This window comes from Cupriavidus sp. a3 (assembly GCF_051015765.1).
GTDB lineage: Bacteria > Pseudomonadota > Gammaproteobacteria > Burkholderiales > Burkholderiaceae > Cupriavidus > Cupriavidus oxalaticus_A.
In genome coordinates, this window is sequence record NZ_CP170643.1 from 3,806,250 (window position 1) to 3,827,977 (window position 21,728).

The following is a 21,728-nucleotide window of genomic DNA, read 5'->3' on the forward strand; positions in this document are numbered from 1 at the left end:
GCATAAAGAACCACAATAAGTCGACTATTCGCCACGCCACGACGGCGTGCGCTTGTCGAGAAAGGCCTGCACGCCTTCCAGCGCCGAGTCATCCATCATGTTGCAGGCCATGGTCTGGCCGGCGAGCTGGTAGGCGGCCTCGATACCCATTTCAAGCTGGCGGTAGAACAGCCCCTTGCCGGCGGCGACGGCCGCTGCCGGCTTGGCGCAGATACTGGCGGCCAGCCGCGCCACCTCGTCGTCCAGTGCGGCGGCCGGCACCACGCGGTTGACCAGCCCGCGCTCGCGCGCGGTGGCGGCATCGATCATATCGCCGGTCAGCAGCATTTCCATGGCCTGCTTGCGGTGCAGGTTGCGAGACAGCGCCACGCCCGGCGTCGAGCAGAACAGGCCGAGGTTGACGCCGGACACCGCAAAACGCGCGTCGTCGGCGGCGACCGCGAGGTCGCACATCGCCACCAGCTGGCAGCCGGCCGCGGTGGCGATACCTTGTACCCGCGCAATCACTGGCTGCGGCATCTTCTGGATCGCCATCATCACGCGCGTGCAGCGGTCGAACAGGCGCCGGTAGTAGTCGTGCGACGGCGTCGCGCGCATCTCGCGCAGGTCATGGCCGGCGCAGAAGGCCTTGCCCGCACCGGCCAGCACCACCACGCGCACGGCGTCGTCGGCGGCTAGCCGGCGGAAGGTCTCGGCCAGCGCGTCCAGCAGGCCTTCGGACAAGGCGTTGAAGGCCTGGGGCCGGTTCATGGTCACCCGCACCACGCCGGCGGCATCGCGCGTTTCGGTCAGCAGCGGCGCGTCCACGCGCGCATCGTTCTCGGCCATGGCGGATGCCTCCTATCGTTCCAGCAGGACTTTCAGGTGGGCCAGTACGCTGCGGCCGAGCGCGCTCAGGTTATAGCCGCCTTCCAGGCAGCTGACGATACGCCCCTGCGCGTGCGTGCGCGCCACGTCGACAAGCTGGCCGGTGATCCACGCATAGTCCTGCTCCACCAGGCCCATCTGCCCGAGGTCATCCTCGCGGTGCGCGTCGAAGCCGGCCGAGATAAACAGCATCTGCGGGCGGAACTCGTGCAGGCGCGGCAGCCAGATGGTCTCGACCACCTCGCGCACGGCCATGCCGTTGGTGTAGGCCGGCAGCGGGATGTTTGCCATATTAGCCGCCAGGTGCTCGGTGCCGCTGTACGGGTAGAACGGGTGCTGGAAGAAACTGCACATGAGCACATGCTCGTCGCCGCGGAAAGCCGCCTCGGTGCCGTTGCCGTGGTGGACATCGAAATCGATGATGGCGACGCGCTCCAGCCCATGCGCCTGCAGCGCGTGGCGTGCGGCAATGGCCACGTTGTTGAAGAAGCAAAAGCCCATGGCGCGGTCCGGCTCGGCATGGTGGCCAGGCGGGCGCACGCAGCAGAAAGCGTTCTCGAACTCGCCCGAGATCACCGCATCGGTCGCTGCCACCGCGGCGCCGGCGGCCAGCTTGGCCGCGCTCAGGGTGTGGGCGTTCATCGATGTATCCGGGTCGATCGGGTAGTAGCCGCTGGCCGGGCTGGTGCTTTCCAGCGAATCGACATAGTCGGGCCGGTGCACGCGCTCGATCTGCTCGCGCGTGGCCGGCGTGGGCTCGCGGCGCTCCAGCAGCCCGTCCAGGCCGTGCGAAATCAGGTGATCCTCGATCGCCTGCAGGCGTTCCGGACACTCGGGATGAAAATGACCCATCTCGTGCCGCTGGAACTCGGGGTGCGTGTAATAGCCTGTCGGCATCTCTTATCGTCGCTCGGTTGTCTCCATTCGCTACGTTAGCACAGGGCGGGCCTTGCCACCCAATGCGCGTCCTCGCTGGCGAGCCCGGGTTAGCCGGTTCGCGCGCCGGGTCGCGCAAGCTGGCGCCGGGTTGCTGCAGTGGCATCCGCTATACTCGGTGCGACTTGCAAAGGACACCATGACCGACCCCCAGCGCTCACTGCGACGCCCCCTGCTGGGCGCCGCGCTTTCCGCTGCCGCACTCGGACTCTGCGGCCTCTCCCCCAGCCTTCTCGCCGCCGGCAAGCGCCGCGTCAGCGTGCGTGAAGAAGAAATCGAACCCGGCCGCTACCGCGACAACCCGCAAACCCGCGCCTTTATCGATGAAATGGTGGCGCGCCACAGCTTCGACCGCGGCGCGCTGCAGGACTGGTTCGGCCAGGCGGTCTATTCCTCGACCGTGGTGCGGCTGATCATGCCGCCCGCCACCACCGGGCGCAAAAGCTGGCGCGCGTACCGCTCGCGCTTTATCGAGCCGATCCGCATCAATGCCGGCGTGCGTTTCTGGCAGGACAACCGCGACACGCTGCGCCGCGCCGAGGCCGAATTCGGCGTGCCGGCATCGGTGATCGTCGGCATCATCGGCGTGGAGACCATTTATGGGCGCGACATGGGCACGTTCCGCGTGCTCGATTCGCTGTCGACGCTGGCCTTCGACTATCCCGACACGCCGAACCGCCCCGCGCGCTCCACGCTGTTCCGCAACCAGCTGGCCGACTACCTGCTGTGGTGCCGCGATACGCGCACCGATGTGTACTCGGTGCTGGGCTCATACGCCGGCGCGATCGGGATCCCGCAGTTCATGCCGACCAGCCTGCGCGAATACGCCATCGACTACGACAACAATGGCCGCATCGACCTGCGCAACAGCCCGACCGATGCGATCGGCAGCGTGGCGCGTTTCCTGCAGCTGCATGGCTGGGAACCGGGCCGGCCGGTGGTATGGCGCATTGCCGGCGACAGCGGCAGCCTTGGCGTCGCCACCGCGGCCGCGGATGGCGAACCGTGGCCGACGCGCACGCTCAACCAGCTGACCCGCGCCGGCCTGCGCGTGGACGAGCCCATCGACACGGCGCGCGAAGGCGAGACCGGCGTGCTGGTGGTGGACCTGCCCACGCCGGACCAGCCGACTGAGTACCTGCTGGGCCTGCGCAACTTCTATGTGCTGACGCGCTACAACCGCAGCTTCTTCTACGCACTGGCGGTGTACCAGCTGGGCGAAGCGGTCAAGGCGGCAATGGGCTGAGCCACGCCTGACACCCAGACGCAAAAAAACCTCGCTTGCGCGAGGCTTTCTTGTCTGCGGCCGCCGCCCGGATCAGGCCCGGATCAGGCCCGGATCAGGCCGGGAGCAGGCGGGAACATCAGGCCGGAAACACGCCGGTCGACAGGTAGCGGTCGCCGCGATCGCACACCACGAAGACGATGGTGGCGTTCTCCACTTCCTCGGCGATCCGCAACGCCACGCACAATGCGCCGGCCGCCGAGATGCCGCAGAAGATACCCTCCTCAGCCGCCATGCGGCGTGCCATGTGCTCGGCATCGGCCTGGCTCACCGGCTCGGTGCGGTCGATATGCGCGGGATCATAGATCTTGGGCAGGTAGGCTTCCGGCCACTTGCGGATGCCCGGGATGCGCGAGCCTTCGGCCGGCTGGGCACCAATGACCTGGATCGCCGGGTTCTGCTCCTTCAAATAGCGCGACACGCCGGTGATGGTTCCGGTCGTGCCCATCGCCGAAACAAAATGGGTGACACGCCCGTCGGTATCGCGCCAGATCTCGGGGCCGGTGCCTTCGTAGTGGGCTTGCGGGTTGTCGGGGTTGGCGAACTGGTCGAGGATCACGCCCTTGCCTTCGCGCTCCATCGCGTCCGCCAGGTCGCGGGCGTATTCCATGCCGCCCTTCACCGGCGTCAGGACAATCTCCGCACCGTAGGCCGCCATGCTCTGCCGCCGCTCCAGGCTCAGGTCCTCGGGCATGATCAGCACCATCTTGTAGCCGCGGATGGCGGCCGCCATGGCCAGCGCAATGCCGGTATTGCCCGAAGTGGCCTCGATCAGCGTATCGCCCGGCTTGATGCGGCCCCGCGCCTCGGCGCGGGCAATCATCGATACCGCCGGGCGGTCCTTGACCGACCCGGCGGGGTTGTTGCCTTCCAGCTTGCCGAGAATCACATTGCCGCGCGCGTCGTTGGCGGCACCGGGAATGCGCTGCAGTCTGACCAGCGGCGTATTGCCGATGGTGTCTTCAATTGTCTTGTAAGCCATGGGGGAGGGGGTGGGCGATGGTAGGTCAGGTTCGCCGGCCATTGTAATCCAGTCACCTTTCCCTCGCCGACAGGCGGGATTTGCGCAAACGCGCCCCGCCTCGCTCCCCTTCCCTGCGCTACTCAGTCGGCCTCGTGGTTGCCTTCGCCCAGCAGGTGGTACAGCAGAATGCAGCCAAAGGTTGCGGTACCGATGCCACCCAGCGTCATGCCGCCCAGCTTCAGCGTCAGGTCGCCGGCGGCCACCGTCAAGGTGGCGCCGACCGTGATCAGGTTGCGCGAGCTGGAGAAGTCCACCTTGTTCTGCACCCAGATCCGGCCCGCGGTCGCGGCGATCAGGCCGAACACCACGATGGTCAGCCCGCCGATCACCGGCCCCGGGATGGTCAGGATCAGCGCACCGAACTTGGGCGAAAAGCCCAGCAGGATGGCCACCGCCGCCGCCACCACGAAGATCAGCGTGGAGTAGATCTTGGTGACCGCCATCACGCCCATGTTCTCGGCATAGGTGGTCACGCCAGTGCCGCCGCCGCTGGCCGACAGCATGGTCGCGATGCCGTCGCCGATAAACGCGCGGCCGATATACGGATCGAGGTTGCGGCCCGTCATCACGCCAATCGCCTTGATGTGGCCAAGGTTCTCAGCCACCAGCACGATCGCCACCGGCGCGATCAGCAGCATGGCGCTGACCTCGAACACCGGCGCGCTGAACGCAGGCAGGCCGAACCAGCTCGCCGCGGCAACGCCGGAGAAGTCGATCGGCTTGCCGAGGCCCATCACGCTGGTGCCCACGTAGTAGGCAAGGTACCCCGCCAGTCCGCCGATCAGTACCGGCAGGCGGCCAAGCATGCCCGGCGCGCGCACCGCAACCAGGCCCACGGCAAGCACCGTCAGCAGGCCCACCCAGGTATCGAGCGACGAGCCGCTGACCGCCTTGACCGCAACCGGGGCCAGGTTCAGCCCGATGGCCGCGACGATCGCGCCGGTGACCACCGGCGGCATCAGCTTTTCCACCCAGGCGTAGCCCACTGCCTGCACCACCAGGCCGATCACTGTGTAGAGCGCGCCCGCTGCAATGATGCCGCCCAGTGCCACCGGGATATTGGGGTTGGGGCCGCTGCCGGCATAGCCGGTGGCGGCGATCACCACGGCGATAAAGGCAAAGCTGGAGCCGAGATAGCTGGGCACCCGGCCACGCACGCACAGGAAAAAGATCAGCGTGCCGATACCGGAAAACAGGATGGCGATATTGGGATTGAAGCCCATCAGGATCGGCGCGATGGCGGTCGAGCCGAACATCGCCACCACGTGCTGGATGCCGGCCAGCAGCGTCTGGCCGGCCGGCAGCCGTTCGTCGGGCCCGATTACCCCTTCGGTCTTGAGCCGCCATTTCGGCAGGAAACCCGCGTCCTCGCCATTCGCCATATGTTGTGCTCCCTGTGTCCGGGCGGGCCGCTGCGTCAGCGGCCGCCGCGATTGTGGTTGGTGATCGCCGCCAACCGGCTGCATATTGCCGGCCGGCGCGCGCGCGCGGCAGATCCTGCCGGCGCGGCGTCCGCATGATACTCCGCAGCCGGATGGCTGCGAAGCCGCACAGGTGTAGCACGAGACGTACCAGCAACGACGAGCCCGGACGCATCCGGAGCCGGCACAGGGAGACAGGCTCCGGTTGAAGCTTCAGCGCGCTGCCTTGGCGGCACCGGCTGGCGGCGCGGCAGCCGCCTTGGCGGGCTTGGCAGCGGGAGCCGAGGGTGCCGGTGCAGCAGCGGCGGCGGCGCCGAATACCAGCCCCCCTTCCTGCAACCTGGCCACGGACTTCGGCCCTACGCCGCTGACACGCTCGGCAAGATCGGCGGCATCCTTGTACGGACCGCGCTTGTTGCGCTCGTTGACGATATTGCGTGCGGTGGCGGGGCCGACGCCCTTGACCGACGTCAGCGCGGCCTCGTCGGCCGTATTGACGTCGATGGCGGCATGCGCCGCGCCGCCCGCGCACAGGCACATCGCAGCCAGCAGGGAAAAACGACGGACGAGTTGCCAGACCCAATGCTTGAACATGAAAGCTCCTTTGCTGTGGATGGTGTGAAGTACCACCCCGCCATCGCGGCGAGGCCAGCTCAGGATAGGTTCAGCGCGCCACGACGGCGCATACGGCAACACAAGTTGACACCGGCCGCACGAAAACGTGTCGGCCGGTCATCGGGATCGAGGAAATGCTGGATGCGGTCGTCAGCCGTTGCGCCCGATCAGCCAGCGGCAGTAGCGCGCCACGCCTTCCTCGACCGTCAGAAAGGCCTCACCGTAGCCGGCGCCGCGCAGCTTCGACACATCGGACTGCGTAAAGCACTGGTACTTGCCGCGCAGCGCGTCGGGGAACTTGACGTACTCGACCAGGCCTTCCTGTACCAGCTCTTCCAGCGACAGGCTCGGCTTGCCTTCCGCCTCGCGCAGCGTATTGACCACGGTGACGGCGATGTCGTTGAACGGCTGCGCCCGGCCGGTGCCCAGGTTGAAGATGCCGGACTTCTCGGGATGGTCAAGGAAGTACAGGTTGACCTTGACCACGTCCTCGACCGAGATGAAGTCGCGGCTCTGCATGCCGGGACCATACCCGCCGTAGTCGCCGAACAGCTTCACGGTACCGTCGGCGCGGAACTGGTTGAAATTGTGGAAAGCCACCGACGCCATGCGGCCCTTGTGGTTCTCGCGCGGGCCATACACGTTGAAATAGCGGAAGCCGACGATCTGCGACAGTGCAGACGGCAGCCTGCGCCGCACAATCTGGTCGAACAGGAACTTGGAGTAGCCGTACACGTTCAGCGGACGCTCGAACTCGCGGTCCTCGCGGAACACCTGCGAGGCGCCGTAGGTCGCGGCCGACGAAGCATAGAGGAACTGCGCGCCCTGCTCCAGGCAACTCTCCATCAGCGACACCGTGTAGCGGTAGTTGTTCTCCATCATGTAGCGCCCGTCGCTCTCCATGGTGTCGGAGCAGGCGCCTTCGTGGAACACCGCGCGGACCTTGCCGAACTGTCCCTTTGCAAAGCGCTCGAGGAAGTCCTCCTTGTCCAGGTAGTCGGAGATCTCGCAGTCGACGAGGTTGTGGAACTTGTCGGCGCGGGTCAGGTTGTCGACGGCGATGACATTGGTCTCGCCCCGTTCGTTCAGGCCCTTGACGAGGTTGCTGCCGATAAAGCCGGCGGCGCCGGTCACGATGATGGTCATGGTTGCTTCAGTAATGGGCGCCGCGCGTCACGGGGCGGTGCCGAACAATTCAGGGTAGGTAACGACGGCGGTGCCGAGCTTGCCGACCACGATGCCGCCGGCGCGGTTGGCATGCTGCACGGCTTCCTTGAGCGTCACGCCCGCGCCCAGCATGGTCGCCAGCGTGGCGATCACGGTATCGCCGGCACCCGATACATCATAGACCTCGCGCGCCTGGGCCGAGACGTGCAGCACTTCGGCTTCCGTGTAGAGCGTCATGCCCTCCTCCGAGCGCGTCAGCAGCAGCGCCTCCAGTTGCAGTTCGCGGCGCAGGTTCTGCGCGCGGATGGTGAGGTCGGCCTCGGTCTTCCAGGCGCCGACCACGGCACGCATCTCGGAGCGGTTGGGGGTGATCAGCGTGGCGCCGCGGTAGCGCGAGTAGTCGTCGCCCTTGGGGTCGATCAGCACCTTGCGGCCGGCTGCGCGGCCGGCGTCGATCATGCGGGAAACGTGCGTCAGGCCGCCCTTGCCGTAGTCGGACAGCACCAGCACCTGGTAGTCGTTGATCAGGCCCTGGAACCGGTCCTGTACCGCGGCCAGCACTTCGTGCGCCGGGGCGTTTTCGAAGTCCACGCGCAGCAGTTGCTGCTGGTGGGCGACTACGCGCAGCTTGATAGTGGTATTTAGCTTGGAGTCGCGGTGCAGGTAGGGCTCGACGTGGCTCTCGGCGAGCAGCGCCTCGAGCGTGCGCGCCGGCTCGTCGTCGCCGACGACGCCCAGCATGCCCACGCGCGCGCCCAGCGCAGCGGCGTTGCGCGCCACGTTGGCGGCGCCGCCCAGGCGCTCGTCGCTGCGCTTGACCTGCACCACCGGCACCGGGGCTTCCGGCGAGATGCGTTCGACGTCGCCGAACCAGTAGCGGTCCAGCATCATGTCGCCGACCACCAGGATATGGGACTGCCGGATCTGTTCCTGCGGGATGGTCTTGTTCATGAAGATCCTTGGCGATTGCGAGGCAGCCAGCGCCGCCTCGTCAGCATGTCGTTGATCAGTCGTTGACCCGTGCACGCTCTATTTGTTCGCGGAATCGTGCGCCGCCTGTTGTCCGGGCCGGGCCGCGCGGCCGATGGCGTGGTACTCGACGCCGCTCTCGGCCATCGCCTGGGGCTCGTACAGGTTGCGCCCGTCGAAGATCACCGGCGTCTTCAGCCGCCGCTTGATCTGGCCGAAATCCGGGCTGCGGAATACCTTCCATTCGGTCACGATGGCCAGCGCGTCGGCATCGTCCAGCGCATCCATCTGGTTGTCGTGGAAGCTGACGCGCGCCATCGCGTCCGGCAGGTCGGACAGGTCGGACTCCAGTGCGCGGCGTGCTTCAACCATCGACACCGGGTCGTGCACGCGCAGCGCAGCGCCGCGAGACACCAGCTCCCGCGCCAGGACCCGCGACGGCGCCTCGCGCATATCGTCGGTATTGGGCTTGAAGGCCAGCCCCCACATGGCAAAGGTGCGGCCGGCAAGGTCGTCGCCGAAGCGGCGCACGATCTTCTCGCCCAGCACGCGCTTCTGCGCACCGTTGACCGCTTCCACCGCCTCGAGCACGCGCATGGACTTGCCATGGTCGGCCGCGGTGCGCATCAGCGCCTGCACGTCCTTGGGAAAGCACGAACCGCCGTAGCCCGCGCCGGCATACAGGAAACTGTAGCCGATGCGGGGATCCGAGCCGATACCCATGCGCACAAGTTCGATATCGGCGCCGACCTCGTCGGCCAGGTTCGCCAGTTCGTTCATGAACGAGATCCGCGTGGCCAGCATCGAATTGGCGGCGTACTTGGTGAACTCGGCGGAACGCACATCCATGTAGAACGTGCGCTCATGGTGCCGGTTGAACGGCGCGTACAGCGTGCGCATGGTGGCCTGCGCATGGCGGCCGGCGGCGTCCGGGTTACAGCCCAGCACGATGCGGTCGGGGCGCATGAAGTCCTCGACGGCGGCGCCCTCCTTCAGGAACTCGGGGTTCGACACCACCGAGAACTGCAGGTCTTCCAGCCCGCGCGCGGCCAGTTCCTCGCGGATCGCGGCCGTGACGCGGTCGCCCGTGCCCACCGGCACGGTGGATTTGTCGACCACGACCTTGAAGCCGGTCATGTGCCGGCCGATATTGTGCGCCGCGGCCAGCACGTACTTCAGGTCCGCCGAGCCGTCTTCGTCCGGCGGCGTGCCGACGGCGATGAACTGCACGTCGGCATGCTCGACGCTGGCGGCGACGTCGGTGGAAAAAACCAGGCGGCCGGCGGCGCGGTTGCGCTGGATCAGCTCCTGCAGGCCCGGCTCGTAGATCGGCACGCCGCCCGCATTGAGCAGCGCGATCTTCTTTTCGTCCAGGTCGAGGCAGAACACATCGTTGCCCAGCTCCGCCAGGCAAGCGCCGGTGACGAGGCCGACGTAGCCGCTGCCGATAATGGTGACTTTCATGGCTTCAGGTCAGATTCTGTGGTGCTGCGCGCCGGGCTCAGCCGAGCGTCTCGGAACGCCGCGGGGCGTAGGTTTCCCAGCGGTTGCAACCCGGGCATTGCCAGTAGAACAGGCGGGCGCGGAAACCGCATTCGCGGCAGGTGTAGCGCGCCAGGTTGCGCGTGCGCGCCTGCAGCAGGTCGCGGATCGCGCCGGTTTCCTGATCGCGCTCGCTGGCGCCGTCCTCGGCGGGGGCATCGGCACCTGCCGGCACTTCGGCCGAGGTGACGGCGGCCTGCGCCTCAAAGTACTTTGTCAGCGCCAGCAGCGTGGGCTGGCGCCGCAATTGCTCGCGCATCAGGCGCGCCGCGGCCTCGGGGCCGTTCGTTTCGAGCTCGGCCTTGTAGGCGGTGTCGAGCAGTTCCGGCGCGAGCTTGCCCTTGAGCAGGCCGTGCAGCCACTCCAGCGCCGTACCTTCCTGCTGCAGGCTGGCGTAGGCCTTGACCACGCGGTCGGCGACCAGCGGCAGATAAGAGGCGTCCTGTCGTTCGATGCCCAGCCAGTGGCCGAGCGCGGCACGGGCGTCGCCAGCGGCGGCCGCCACGTCGCCCAGCAGGATGGGCGCGCGCACATTGGCCGGATTTTCTTCGATGGCCTGGTTCAGCCACTTCACCGCATCTTCGGGACGCTTGCGCTGCAGCGCATCCTGCGCCAGTTCGCAGCAGAACTGGGCGATCTGCAGGCTGTAGCTCTTCTGCTCCAGCGTCTGCAGTTCGCGCGCGGCGTCGATGGCCTTCTGCCACTCTTTCTCGACCTCGTACAGCTCGAGCAGCACGCGCTTGGCCGAGGCTGCGTACGGGCCGGACATCAGCCGGCGCAGCGACTCTTCGGCGCGGTCCAGCAGGCCGGCGCGCAGGAAGTCCTGGCCCAGTTCGTAGAGCGCATGTTCGCGCTCCGGCTCGGGCAGGTCGGGACGGGTTGCCAGGTTCTGGTGCACGCGGATGGCGCGCTCGGTTTCGCCGCGGCGGCGGAACAGCGCGCCAAGGGCAAAGTGAAGTTCGGTGGTCTCGGGATCAAGGCGGGCCACCTCGATAAAGGCGTCGATGGCCTTGTCGGGTTGCTCGTTGAGCAGGAAGTTGAGGCCCTTGAAATACGAACGCGGCAGCGCGCCCTGCTCGCTGATAAGCTGCCGCACGTCGAAGCGCGCCGCCATCCAGCCGAGGCCAAAGACAAGTGGCAGCGCCAGCAACCACCAGGTTTCAAACATCATGGATCAGACTTTCGGGCCGACTACGTTGTAAGGGACCGGCTTGGCGTCGCGCGGCGTGGCCGTGCTTGCAGCGGCCGGCTGCGGCGATGCTGAAGCGGCGGCCGCCTGCACCTGCGTCAGCGCGCGGCGCAGCTTGGCGACCTCCATGCGCTGGCGCATCAGGCCGGGCGCCACCGAGGCCAGCGCCGCGACCGCGCCAAGCACGAAGGCGGCGAACAGGATCAGGATCAGCGGGGCGTGCCAGACGGCGTTGAAGAACAGCTGCAGCGAAGCGTCGGCGGTATTGCGCAGCGCCAGCACGAACAGCAGCACGAATACGACGATACGGACGATCCAGGCGAACAGTTTCATGCAGGTAGGCAGCTTGGCAGCGTGACGTTTAAGCGGCGCCGGCGCTTGCGCGCGGGCCGGCAATGACCCCGGCATTGTAGCGGAATCACTTCCTCGATTCGGTAACGCGGCGGTTACGGGAGGCTAACGCGCGTGGCTCTGCGGGCGCTGACACGTATTGCGCGGCGATGCCTCATCGGGCGCGAGCAGCAGGCATAGCGCTGCAGAATAAAAAAAAGCGCCCTTTGGGGCGCTTTTTTTTGACTTGCCAGACAACTGGGCAGGCAGCCGATGCTCAGGGCCGGACCAGGTTCAGTCCGCCCTCGTGCAGCGCCGCTGCAGCGGCGCCAGTGCTTGCCTTGCCCGGCACGGCCTGGGCCGTACCGACGGAATGGCCGTTGCCATTGACGCCCGCAGGCGCCGGCTGGCTGCGGTCAACCCGTTCGCGCAACTCCTTACCCGCCTTGAAGTGCGGCACCCGTTTTTCAGGTACCAGCACCCGTTCGCCGGACTTGGGATTGCGCCCCACGCGAGGCGGACGCTTGTTCAGACCAAAACTGCCGAATCCGCGGATCTCGATGCGATGGCCATCGGCCAGCGCCTCGGACATCGCGTCGAGTATCGTTTTGACCGAGATGTCCGCATCCCGCAGCAGCAGCTGCGGGAAGCGGGCAGCCAGTTTTTCGACGAGCTCCGACTTGGTCATGGGCATACGCGCAAGCGCGGGGGCCTGCGATTACTGGTTGTCCTGGCCGAGCTTGGCCTTCAGCAGGGCGCCGAGGTTGGTCGTGCCAGCCGTGCCGGTGTCAGCCTGGAACTTCTGCATCGCTTCTTGCTGCTCTGCGCTGTCCTTGGCCTTGATCGACAGGTTGATATTGCGCGACTTGCGGTCGACGTTCACCACCAGGGCGGTGATCTGCTCGCCTTCCTTCAGCACGTTGCGGGCGTCTTCCACACGGTCAGCGGAGATTTCCGAAGCACGCAGGTAGCCTTCCACGTCGTCAGCCAGCTGGACCACGGCGCCCTTGGCGTCAACGGCCTTGATGGTGCCGGTAACGATCGAGCCCTTGTCGTTGGCCGAGATGAAGTTGTTGAACGGATCGCCCGACAGCTGCTTGATGCCCAGCGAGATGCGCTCCTTGTCGACGTCGATGCCCAGAACCACGGCTTCGACTTCGTCGCCCTTCTTGTACTTGCGCACGGCGTCTTCGCCGGACTCTTGCCAGGACAGGTCGGACAGGTGCACCAGGCCATCGATGCCACCAGGCAGGCCGATGAACACGCCGAAGTCGGTGATCGACTTGATCTGGCCGCTCAGCTTGTCGCCCTTCTTGTGGTTGCGCGAGAAATCGTCCCACGGGTTGGCCTTGCACTGCTTCATGCCCAAGCTGATACGACGCTTGTCTTCGTCGATATCCAGGACCATGACTTCCACTTCGTCGCCCAGCTGGACAACCTTCGACGGAGCCACGTTCTTGTTGGTCCAGTCCATTTCCGACACGTGCACCAGGCCTTCGATGCCGGCTTCGATCTCGACGAACGCGCCGTAGTCGGTCAGGTTGGTCACCTTGCCGAACAGGCGGGTGCCTTGCGGGTAGCGGCGCGAGATGCCGACCCACGGATCTTCGCCCAGCTGCTTCACGCCCAGCGAGACGCGGTTCTTTTCCTGGTCGAACTTGAGGATCTTGGCGGTGATTTCCTGGCCAACCGACAGCACTTCGCTCGGGTGGCGGACACGGCGCCAGGCCAGGTCGGTGATGTGCAGCAGGCCGTCGATGCCGCCCAGGTCAACGAACGCACCGTAGTCGGTGATGTTCTTGACGATACCGTTGACGATGGCGCCTTCCTTCAGGGTTTCCATCAGCTTCTGGCGCTCTTCGCCCAGGGTCGCTTCGACCACGGCGCGGCGCGACAGCACAACGTTGTTGCGCTTGCGGTCCAGCTTGATGACCTTGAATTCCAGGGTCTTGCCTTCGTACGGGGTGGTGTCCTTGATCGGACGCACGTCAACCAGCGAGCCCGGCAGGAACGCGCGGATGCCGTTGACCATGACCGTCAGGCCGCCCTTGACCTTGCCGGTCACGGTACCCGAGATGATCTCGCCGTCTTCCAGCGCCTTCTCGAGGTTCAGCCACGATGCCAGGCGCTTGGCCTTGTCGCGGGACAGGATGGTGTCGCCATAGCCGTTCTCGAGTGCGTCGATGGCCACGGAGACGTAGTCGCCGGCCTGCACTTCGAGTTCGCCCTGGTCGTTCAGGAACTCCTCCACCGGCACAAATGCCTCGGACTTGAGGCCGGCATTGACGACCACGAAGTTGTGGTCGATGCGCACGACTTCAGCGGAGATCACTTCGCCAGCCTTCATATTGGAGCGGGCGATCGATTCCTCGAACAGTGCGGCAAAGGATTCGTTAGTTTGCAGGTCGGACATAAACGTAAGGTGAAATCCGCAGTACGCTGGCCGGCGCGACTATCGCGCTCAGTCTGCCAGTGCAGCGGGGTCAGGTTTTACACAAGCCAGCGTCGGGCCGATCAGGCATGTCCGGGCTGGCCCCATCTGGTGCGGGCGAGGTCCGTTCGCTTGTCATGCGTCCGATGCATTCATGCACCGGACCGCACAGCGGCAAACCACTCCAGCACCTGCGCCACTGCCTGATCCACCGTCATGTCGGAGGTATCCAGCAGCTTTGCATCCTCGGCGGGACGCAGCGGTGCGGCGGCGCGGTTGCGATCCCGCGCGTCGCGCGCCTCGAGGTCACGCAAAAGGTCTTCGATATTAGCAGAAATTCCCTTATCAATCAATTGTTTATAGCGCCTGCGAGCACGCGCTTCAACACTTGCCGTGAGGAACACTTTCAACTGGGCGTCCGGAAAGATCACGGTGCCCATGTCCCGGCCGTCGGCGACCAGGCCTGGCAGCTTGCGGAAGTCGCGCTGCAGCTGGGTCAGCGCGTCGCGCACCGGCTGGTGCACGGCGATGGCCGAGGCGCGGTTGCCGATGGCCTCCGCACGGATCGCCAGGCTGACTTCCTCTCCCTGCAGCCAGACCCGGTCCGGGCCGAACTTCACTTCAAGGCGCGAGGCGACCTTTGCCAGGGTGTCCACGTCGGCCAGGTCAACGCCGGCGCGATCGCTGGCCAACGCCACCAGCCGGTACAGGGCCCCGCTGTCGAGCAGATGGAATCCCACCGCGTCGGCGACCTTGTGTGCGACCGTTCCCTTGCCCGAGGCGGTCGGCCCGTCAATGGTGATGACGTTGACAATAGTCATTGGTTATGAAACTCAAAGAAACGATTTATTGTTAAGCCAACTGAGAATCATTATCATTTGATTCATGGCGCTTCGCCGCAATCGCGGCCAGCACCCTCCAGTTTTCAGTTGCGAGGCAATCTACCATGGCAAAAACCCTGACGTTCGGCATCATGCACCTCGGCATCGCTTTCAGCGTGACGTATGCGCTGACCGGCAGCCTTGCCATCAGCGGTGCCATCACGTTCATCGAACCGGCCGTCAATACCGTGGCGCACTACTTCTTCGATCGCTACTGGGAACGGCGCGAGCGCCGCCAGGCTCCTGCCAGCGGCGAAGCAACCAGGACCCGCGCCACGACCGGCGACCTGGTCAGCGTGTAACGCCGGCAAATACGCCGAAGTAGTCCGGGAACGTCTTCGCCACGCAACCCGGGTCGTTGATCCGCACCGGCAGCGGCCCGAATGCGGCCAGCGAGAAACACATCGCCATGCGATGGTCATCATAGGTGCCAATGCCGTCCGCCGGGGTCTGCCAGGCGGGCGGCGGCGTCACACGCAGATAGTCCGCCCCTTCTTCCACGACTGCGCCCAGCTTGCGCAGTTCCGTTGCCATCGCGGCGATCCGGTCGGTTTCCTTGACGCGCCAACTGGCGATATTGGTCAGGGTCGTGGTGCCTTCGGCAAACAGCGCCGCCACCGCCAGCGTCATGGCCGCGTCGGGGATGTGGTTGCAGTCGAGCTCGATGCCGTGCAGCCGGCCATCGTCGCGTTCCGTACCGCGCACTTCGATCCAGTTGTCGCCCGCCATGATGTTGGCGCCCATGCGGTTGAGCGCATCGGCAAAACGCACGTCGCCCTGGATGCTGGTCATGCCCACGCCCTCGACCCGCACCGGCCCGCCGCCGATCGCCCCGGCCGCCAGGAAATACGATGCCGAGGACGCATCGCCCTCCACATAGATCTCGCCGGGTGACTCGTAGGCCGTGCCGGCCGGCAGCACGAAGCGTTCCCAGCCCTGCCGCTCGACCTGGATGCCGAAACGCGCCAGCAGGTTCAGCGTGATCTCGATATAGGGCTTGGAAATCAGCTCGCCCACCACCTCGATCTCGATCCGTCCGCTGTCGCTCTGCGCCATCGGCAGGCTCATCAGCAGCGCGGTCAGGAACTGGCTCGACACATCGCCGCGCACGCGGATCGGCGCGTCGATGCGGATGCCGGCGGGCTGGATATGCAGCGGCGGGAAACCTTCATTGCCAAGGTAGTCGATCACCGCGCCGACCTGGCGCAGGCCGTCGACCAGGTCGCCGATCGGCCGCTCGTGCATGCGCGGCACGCCCGATAGCTTGTAGCTGCCGCCCTGCAGCGCCAGCGCGGCCGTCAGCGGGCGGATCGCCGTGCCGGCGTTGCCCATGAACAGCTCGGCCGACTTGTTCGGGAAATTGCCGCCGGCGCCGGCCACGATGTAATCGGCGCCGTCCTGCCGCCACGCCACGCCCAGCGTGCGCAGCGCCTGCAGCATCACGCGGGTGTCGTCGGAATCGAGCAGGTCGCGCACGCGGGTTTCGCCGGTGGCCAGCGCGGCCAGCAGCAGCACGCGGTTGGAGATGCTCTTCGAGCCCGGCAGCCGCACGGTGCCGGTGGCGCGAGTCAGGGGGCCAAGCGTCAGGTGTTCCATGGTCTCGGTAGGCGCCGGGGCGCCTCGGGGTTCGTATTACGGTTCGATATGGTTGTTGCCCGCGGCGCGTTCGGCGCCCCAGGCCAGCCGGGTCTTGCTGGCGCGCGTGAAGATGCGTTCAAGCGCGTCGCCGTCGCCCTTCTCGATCTGCGTCTTCAGGTGCGCAAGCACCGACTGGTAGGTGCCCAGTTCACGCAGCAGCGCCTCGCGGTTGGCTACGCAGATGTCGCGCCACATTTCCGGCGACGAGGCCGCGATGCGCGTGAAATCGCGGAACCCGCCACCGGCAAAATCCAGCTTCAGCGCAGCGTCTTCGGCATTGGCCACTTGCGCCACCAGCGCGTACGACAGCACGTGCGGCAGGTGGCTGACCGACGCGAACACCGCGTCGTGCTGCACCGCCGACATCACGTGGCATTGCGCGCCGGCTTGCTCCCACATTGCGCGGACCGCCGCGACATCGGCGCGCGAATTCTCCTGCAACGGGCACAGCACGGTTTTCTTGCCGACATACAGGTCGGCGAGCGCGGCTTCCACGCCGTTGAGCTCGCGCCCGGCGATCGGATGCGCCGGCACGAACTGCGCGACCTTGTCGCCCAGCGCGGTCTTGGCCGCCATGATCACGTCGGACTTGGTGCTGCCCGCATCGGTGACGATGGTGCCGGGCTGCAGGTGCGGCTCCAGCGCATGCAGCAGCGCAAAGTTCTGCGCCACCGGCGCGCACAGCACGATTACGCTGGCGCCGCGCGCGGCATCGGCGAGCGTCGCCGCCTCGTCGATCACGCCAAGGTCCAGCGCCTTCTGCAGCGACGCGGGCGAGCGGCCCACGCCGACCACCGTGCCCGCCACGCCGGCACGCTTGAGCGCCAGCGCGAGCGAGCCGCCGATCAGGCCGACGCCGACAATGACAACACGGGAAAAATGCAAAGCACTCACGATTTCAGGCCCGACGGGCAGTGGCTCGGCCGGGCCGAGCGATAGCAAAAAGGCACGGCGCCGGGCACAGCGGCCCGGCGCGAATCGCCGCGATTGTAGCGGGGCTTACGCCAGCGCCCGCTCCAGTGCCGCAATGAAGGCCGCGTTTTCCTCGGGCAGGCCGATGGTCACGCGCAGCCAGCGCGGCAGGTTGTAGTTGCCCACCGGGCGCACGATCACGCCCTGCTTGAGCAAGGCCAGGTTGACACGTGCACCGGCACCGTCGTCGTCGCCGACGCGGACCAGCACGAAGTTGCCCGACGACGGCACGTATTCGAGCCCGAGACGATCGCAGGCCTCGATCAGCTGCGCCTTGCCCGCACGGTTCAGCTCCGCGCTACGGCGCAGGAACTCGGCATCGCCCAGCGCCGCGATCGCCGCGGCCTGCGCCACGCTGTTGACATTGAACGGCTGGCGGATGCGGTTAAGCAGATCGGTCAGCGCCGGCTGTGCCACTGCATAGCCGATGCGCAGCCCCGCCAGGCCATACGCCTTGGAGAAGGTGCGCGACACCATCAGGTTGGGATAGCGGCGCACCCACTCGATCGAATCGTATTGCTGGTGGGCATCCAGGTATTCGTTGTAGGCCTCGTCCAGCACCACCACCACGTTCGGCGGCACCGAGCGCAGGAAGGCCTCGACCTGCGCAGCCGGCAGGAAGGTGCCGGTGGGATTGTTGGGGTTGGCGATAAAGACCAGCCGCGTATCCGGCGCGATCGCCGCGCCCATGGCATCGAGATCGTGGCCGAAATCGCGCGCCGGTACTTCGATGGCCCGGGCGCCGATCTCCTGTGTCGCCAGCGCATAGACCGCGAACGAGTACTCGGCATAGACGATCGACTGGCCGGGCTCGACCAGCGCATGTGCGGCCAGCTCAAGGATGTCGTTGCTGCCGTTGCCGAGCGTGAGCCAGTCCTCCGGCACGCCGAAACGCGCCGACAAAGCGGCCTTCAGCGCAAAGCAGTTTGAATCAGGGTAGCGCCCCAGGTCGGCGACGGCGGCAGCCACGGCGCGCTGCGCCGACGCCGGCATGCCCAGCGGATTCTCTTTGGAGGCGAGCTTGACGATGCCGGCCTCGTCCAGGCCGAACTCGCGCGCGACTTCGGAAATCGGCTTGCCGGCCACGTACGGCGAGATCGCCCGCACATAGTCCGGTCCGAACACCGTGCCGCCATGCTTACCCTGTTCTGCCATCTTGTCTCCTTGCTCCGGTTGCGCTGGCCTTGGTTATTCACCTTACTTGCTCGACGGATACGAGCCCAGCACCTTCAGATAGGCCGCGTTGCGGCGCAGTTCGTCGATGGCGCGTGCCACCGCCGGCTCATGCTGGTGCCCTTCGACGTCGACGTAGAAGTAATACTCCCACGCACCGCTGCGCGCCGGACGCGATTCGAAGCGGCACATCGACACGCCGTTCTCGGCCAGCGGCGCCAGCAGCTGGTACACCGCGCCGGCCTTGTTCGGCACCGACAGGATCATCGAGGTCTGGTCGCTGCCCGACGGCTCGGTCTCGTAGCGGCCGATCACGGCGAAACGCGTGCGGTTGTGCGGATCGTCCTGGATATGCGTGCGCACCAGGTGCAGGTGGTAGCGGTTCGCAGCCGATTCGCCGGCGATCGCCGCGACGGTGGGGTCCTCGCTGGCCATGCGCGCGGCTTCGGCATTGCTCGACACCGCCTGGCGCTCCAGGTGCGGATAGTTGGCCGTCAGCCAGTGCTGGCACTGCGCCAGCGCCTGCGCGTGCGCGCGCACCACGGTCACGCCCTTCATGTCGGGCGTCGACGCCATCAGGTTGTGATGCACCTTCAGCGCGATCTCGCCGCTGATCTTCAGCGACGTCTGCAGGAACAGGTCGAGCGTGCGCGACACCGCGCCCTCGGTCGAGTTTTCCACCGGCACCACGCCGTATTCGACAGTGCCTGCCTCGACCGCTCGGAACACTTCGTCGATGCTGGGGCAAGGCACGCCGCTCACCTCATGGCCGAAGTGCGCATACAGCGCCTGCTCCGAGAACGTGCCGGCCGGGCCCAGGAAAGCGACTTCCAGCGGCTTCTCCAGCCCGCGGCAGGCGGACATCACCTCGCGCCAGATCGCGGCCACGCTCTCGCCCAGCAGCGGACCCGGATTGGCACCCTGCACCTTGCGGATGACCTGCAGCTCGCGCTCCGGGCGGAACACGGGCGCGCCGTACTTCTTCTTGACCTCGCCAACCGCGAGCGCGAGCTTGGCCCGCTGGTTCAGCATGGCCAGCAGTTCGCGGTCCACCGTGTCGATCTGCTCTCGCAGCGGCGCCAGCTCGACCGACAGGTTGCGTTCGGCCTCGCTCAGGTGGTTGCCGTTGGGCTGCGTCTCCTCGTGCGCAGGGGTGCTGTCTTGACTTGTCATTGTATGAATCCGGTGGGCCGCCGGGGCGCGGCGGCCGGGGAAAAACCTGTCCGCGACAGCCCGCGCGCGCGATGGCGCGTGGGCTGTGTCGCGGACACGCGCCTCAGGCCGAGGTGCGTTCGAACTCGCGCATGAAATCGATCAGCGCCGTCACACCTTCCAGCGGCATCGCGTTGTAGATGCTGGCGCGCATGCCGCCCACGGTCTTGTGTCCCTTGAGTTGCACCAGGCCATTGGCGCGTGCCTGCGCCAGGAAGGCATCGTTGCGCGATTCGTCGCCGAGGAAAAACGGCACGTTCATGCGCGAACGGCAGCCCGGAGCGATCTCGTTGCGGTAGAAGTCGCTCTGGTCCAGGAAGTCGTACAGCGCCGTAGCCTTGGCGATATTGCGCTGTTCGATCGCCGGCACGCCGCCCTGGCGCTTGAGCCATTTGAAGACCAGTCCGGCGATGTAGATGGCGTACGTCGGCGGCGTGTTGTACATCGAATTGTTCTCGGCCACCTGGCGCCAGTTGAATGCCGACGGGCACAGCGGATGCGCGTGGCCCAGCAGGTCCTCGCGCACGATCACGATGGTGACGCCGGCCGGGCCGATATTCTTCTGCGCGCCGCCGTAGACCACCTGCACGCGCGACCAGTCGATCGGGCGCGACAGGATATGGCTGGAAGCATCGGCCACCACCACGCGCTTGCCCTTGACCTGGCCGATATCGGGAATGTCCTGGAACTCGACGCCAACAATGGTCTCGTTGGTGCACAGGTGCACGTAGGCGGCGTCATCCGACAGCTTCCAGTCGGCAACAGCGGGAATGCGGTGGAATTTTTCCGCCTCGTTGGACGCGGCGATATTGACCGTACCGTAGCGGCGCGCTTCCTGCTCGGTCTTGATCGACCAGGTGCCGGTGACGACGAAGTCGGCCTTGGGCTGCTCGGCATTGCGCAGGCGCATCAGGTTCAGCGGCACGATGCCGTTTTCGCCAATGGCCCCGCCCTGCAGGAACAGCACGCGGAAATTGTCGGGGATATGCAGCAGCTCACGCAGGTCGGCGATGGCCTCGTTGTGGATGCCCTCGAACTCGCGGCTGCGATGGCTCATCTCCATCACCGAAACCCCGGTCCCGCGCCATGACAGCATTTCCTCGGCAGCCTGTTGCAGCACTTCGGCCGGCAGCATGGCCGGGCCCGGGGAGAAGTTGTAGACGCGTTCGGCCAATGCACGCTGCATCATGCCGGCAAGAGCGGGATTCTGGGGATCGTTCATGAGACGGGGAAAGGAAAAATGGCTGCCGGAGTTACCCAAGCAGCCATTATCCCTCAAACCCGTGCCCGGTTGGGCGCCCGGGGTTGGACCCCGGTGCAGCGCCGGCCCGCGCGAGGCGGCCTTAGCGACACATTACGGCGCATTGCGGCGCAATGCCTCAGGCCCCTGCGGCGAAGATCACTTCGACGCGGCGGTGATTTCCTTCTCGGCCGCGTCGCGCATCGACTTGCCGACCTGCGGGCCGTACTTCTGCATCATCGAGCCCCAGATCTCCTGGGTCGCCTTGCCCTGGTTGGCCATGAACTTCTGGCCGGTCGGCGACTTCAGGAACGTGGTCAGATCCTTCAGTTCCTGCGTGGAGTAGTACTTGCCGAAGGCGTCGTAGTGGGCCTGGATGGCGTCCTTGCGGAAACCATCGGTGTTGAATGCCGTGCCGGCGCCGTCAACCATGCGCTGGACCGCGCCGTTCTTCTTCAGCTTTTCAACCGCGGCCTGCTTCTGCTTGTCGCTCAGGGTCTTGTTCTCGACCAGAACCTGCTCCAGCACCAGCGGGGCTTCCTGCTTGGCGCCTTGTTGCCAGTTTTCTGCCTGGCCCTTGACGGCCTGGTCAGCCTGCATGACGGAAAGCAGTTCCTTGATGGCTGCCGTCTTTTCCGCGTCCTGTGCATGGGCATGCTGCGCCACCATGAAGGTCGGAACGAAAGCGGCCAGAACAGCGATACGTCGATAGGTTTTGAGCATTGTGACTCCCTGGTAAATACGTCCGTTTTAGTCCGGACAGCCGCAAGTCGAGTTCCGGCTGACGTCCTGTTGTTGCAACAATTTACGTTTTAACGCGCGATGGGGGCAATTGG

At 66.1% G+C, this 21,728-nt stretch carries 21 protein-coding genes; 2 read left to right on the forward strand and 19 right to left on the reverse strand.

Annotated features, from left to right (window positions below):
• Positions 1 to 24 precede the first annotated feature (24 nt).
• Positions 25 to 828 (reverse strand): enoyl-CoA hydratase, encoded by an 804-nt coding sequence (locus tag ACAD63_RS18225; protein ID WP_195428272.1) that lies wholly within the window; start codon positions 826 to 828, stop codon positions 25 to 27.
• Between the two features lie 12 nt (positions 829 to 840).
• Positions 841 to 1,764, reverse strand: a complete 924-nt coding sequence (locus ACAD63_RS18230) for a histone deacetylase family protein (RefSeq protein WP_135704790.1) — start codon at positions 1,762 to 1,764, stop codon at positions 841 to 843.
• A 178-nt stretch (positions 1,765 to 1,942) separates the two neighbouring features.
• Between ACAD63_RS18230 and mltB the strand changes: the two genes are divergently transcribed.
• Positions 1,943 to 3,049, forward strand: coding sequence for a lytic murein transglycosylase B (gene mltB, locus ACAD63_RS18235; RefSeq protein ID WP_434033112.1), 1,107 nt, complete (start codon positions 1,943 to 1,945; stop codon positions 3,047 to 3,049).
• 118 nt (positions 3,050 to 3,167) lie between these two features.
• Here mltB and cysM read toward each other — a convergent pair whose 3' ends face one another.
• The 11 genes from cysM to cmk form a co-directional block, all read right to left on the reverse strand.
• Complete coding sequence (gene cysM / locus ACAD63_RS18240) at positions 3,168 to 4,070, reverse strand: cysteine synthase CysM (protein ID WP_133094019.1); 903 nt, start codon at positions 4,068 to 4,070, stop codon at positions 3,168 to 3,170.
• A 122-nt stretch (positions 4,071 to 4,192) separates the two neighbouring features.
• Positions 4,193 to 5,494 (reverse strand): solute carrier family 23 protein, encoded by a 1,302-nt coding sequence (locus tag ACAD63_RS18245; protein ID WP_133094018.1) that lies wholly within the window; start codon positions 5,492 to 5,494, stop codon positions 4,193 to 4,195.
• 252 nt (positions 5,495 to 5,746) lie between these two features.
• Positions 5,747 to 6,127: a ComEA family DNA-binding protein gene (locus ACAD63_RS18250; RefSeq protein WP_135704788.1), complete on the reverse strand. Its 381-nt coding sequence runs from the start codon at positions 6,125 to 6,127 to the stop codon at positions 5,747 to 5,749.
• A gap of 171 nt (positions 6,128 to 6,298) precedes the next feature.
• Complete coding sequence (gene rfaD / locus ACAD63_RS18255) at positions 6,299 to 7,294, reverse strand: ADP-glyceromanno-heptose 6-epimerase (protein WP_135704786.1); 996 nt, start codon at positions 7,292 to 7,294, stop codon at positions 6,299 to 6,301.
• 27 nt (positions 7,295 to 7,321) lie between these two features.
• On the reverse strand, positions 7,322 to 8,266 hold the full coding sequence (gene rfaE1, locus ACAD63_RS18260) for a D-glycero-beta-D-manno-heptose-7-phosphate kinase (protein ID WP_133094015.1): 945 nt from the start codon (positions 8,264 to 8,266) through the stop codon (positions 7,322 to 7,324).
• Positions 8,267 to 8,344: 78 nt separating this feature from the next.
• The gene (locus ACAD63_RS18265) at positions 8,345 to 9,748 is read right to left on the reverse strand and encodes a UDP-glucose dehydrogenase family protein (RefSeq protein ID WP_434033113.1); all 1,404 of its coding nucleotides are present in this window, start codon (positions 9,746 to 9,748) and stop codon (positions 8,345 to 8,347) included.
• A 37-nt stretch (positions 9,749 to 9,785) separates the two neighbouring features.
• Entirely contained in the window at positions 9,786 to 10,997 is a 1,212-nt protein-coding gene (gene lapB, locus ACAD63_RS18270; protein WP_133094013.1) for a lipopolysaccharide assembly protein LapB, read from the reverse strand.
• 3 nt (positions 10,998 to 11,000) lie between these two features.
• A complete protein-coding gene (locus ACAD63_RS18275) occupies positions 11,001 to 11,348 on the reverse strand; it encodes a LapA family protein (protein ID WP_133094012.1) in 348 nt (115 codons plus the stop codon).
• A 274-nt stretch (positions 11,349 to 11,622) separates the two neighbouring features.
• Positions 11,623 to 12,033, reverse strand: a complete 411-nt coding sequence (locus tag ACAD63_RS18280; protein ID WP_133094011.1) for an integration host factor subunit beta — start codon at positions 12,031 to 12,033, stop codon at positions 11,623 to 11,625.
• Positions 12,034 to 12,063: 30 nt separating this feature from the next.
• The gene (rpsA, locus tag ACAD63_RS18285; RefSeq protein WP_133094010.1) at positions 12,064 to 13,758 is read right to left on the reverse strand and encodes a 30S ribosomal protein S1; all 1,695 of its coding nucleotides are present in this window, start codon (positions 13,756 to 13,758) and stop codon (positions 12,064 to 12,066) included.
• A 170-nt stretch (positions 13,759 to 13,928) separates the two neighbouring features.
• A complete protein-coding gene (gene cmk / locus ACAD63_RS18290; RefSeq protein WP_063237076.1) occupies positions 13,929 to 14,597 on the reverse strand; it encodes a (d)CMP kinase in 669 nt (222 codons plus the stop codon).
• A 125-nt stretch (positions 14,598 to 14,722) separates the two neighbouring features.
• Between cmk and ACAD63_RS18295 the strand changes: the two genes are divergently transcribed.
• A complete protein-coding gene (locus ACAD63_RS18295) occupies positions 14,723 to 14,959 on the forward strand; it encodes a DUF2061 domain-containing protein (RefSeq protein WP_434033114.1) in 237 nt (78 codons plus the stop codon).
• On the opposite strand, the gene aroA is transcribed toward ACAD63_RS18295, so the two are convergent.
• The 6 genes from aroA to ACAD63_RS18325 form a co-directional block, all read right to left on the reverse strand.
• Positions 14,949 to 16,253, reverse strand: coding sequence for a 3-phosphoshikimate 1-carboxyvinyltransferase (gene aroA / locus ACAD63_RS18300; RefSeq protein ID WP_434033115.1), 1,305 nt, complete (start codon positions 16,251 to 16,253; stop codon positions 14,949 to 14,951). The two genes, ACAD63_RS18295 and aroA, sit on opposite strands and share 11 nt — an antisense overlap.
• A 36-nt stretch (positions 16,254 to 16,289) precedes the next feature.
• Entirely contained in the window at positions 16,290 to 17,189 is a 900-nt protein-coding gene (locus tag ACAD63_RS18305) for a prephenate dehydrogenase (protein WP_133094007.1), read from the reverse strand.
• Between the two features lie 105 nt (positions 17,190 to 17,294).
• The gene (hisC, locus tag ACAD63_RS18310; protein WP_434033116.1) at positions 17,295 to 18,422 is read right to left on the reverse strand and encodes a histidinol-phosphate transaminase; all 1,128 of its coding nucleotides are present in this window, start codon (positions 18,420 to 18,422) and stop codon (positions 17,295 to 17,297) included.
• A gap of 42 nt (positions 18,423 to 18,464) precedes the next feature.
• Complete coding sequence (gene pheA / locus ACAD63_RS18315; RefSeq protein WP_133094005.1) at positions 18,465 to 19,613, reverse strand: prephenate dehydratase; 1,149 nt, start codon at positions 19,611 to 19,613, stop codon at positions 18,465 to 18,467.
• Between the two features lie 103 nt (positions 19,614 to 19,716).
• Positions 19,717 to 20,874: a 3-phosphoserine/phosphohydroxythreonine transaminase gene (gene serC / locus ACAD63_RS18320; protein ID WP_133094004.1), complete on the reverse strand. Its 1,158-nt coding sequence runs from the start codon at positions 20,872 to 20,874 to the stop codon at positions 19,717 to 19,719.
• 177 nt (positions 20,875 to 21,051) lie between these two features.
• Positions 21,052 to 21,615 (reverse strand): DUF2059 domain-containing protein, encoded by a 564-nt coding sequence (locus ACAD63_RS18325; protein ID WP_029045717.1) that lies wholly within the window; start codon positions 21,613 to 21,615, stop codon positions 21,052 to 21,054.
• Positions 21,616 to 21,728: the final 113 nt, after the last annotated feature.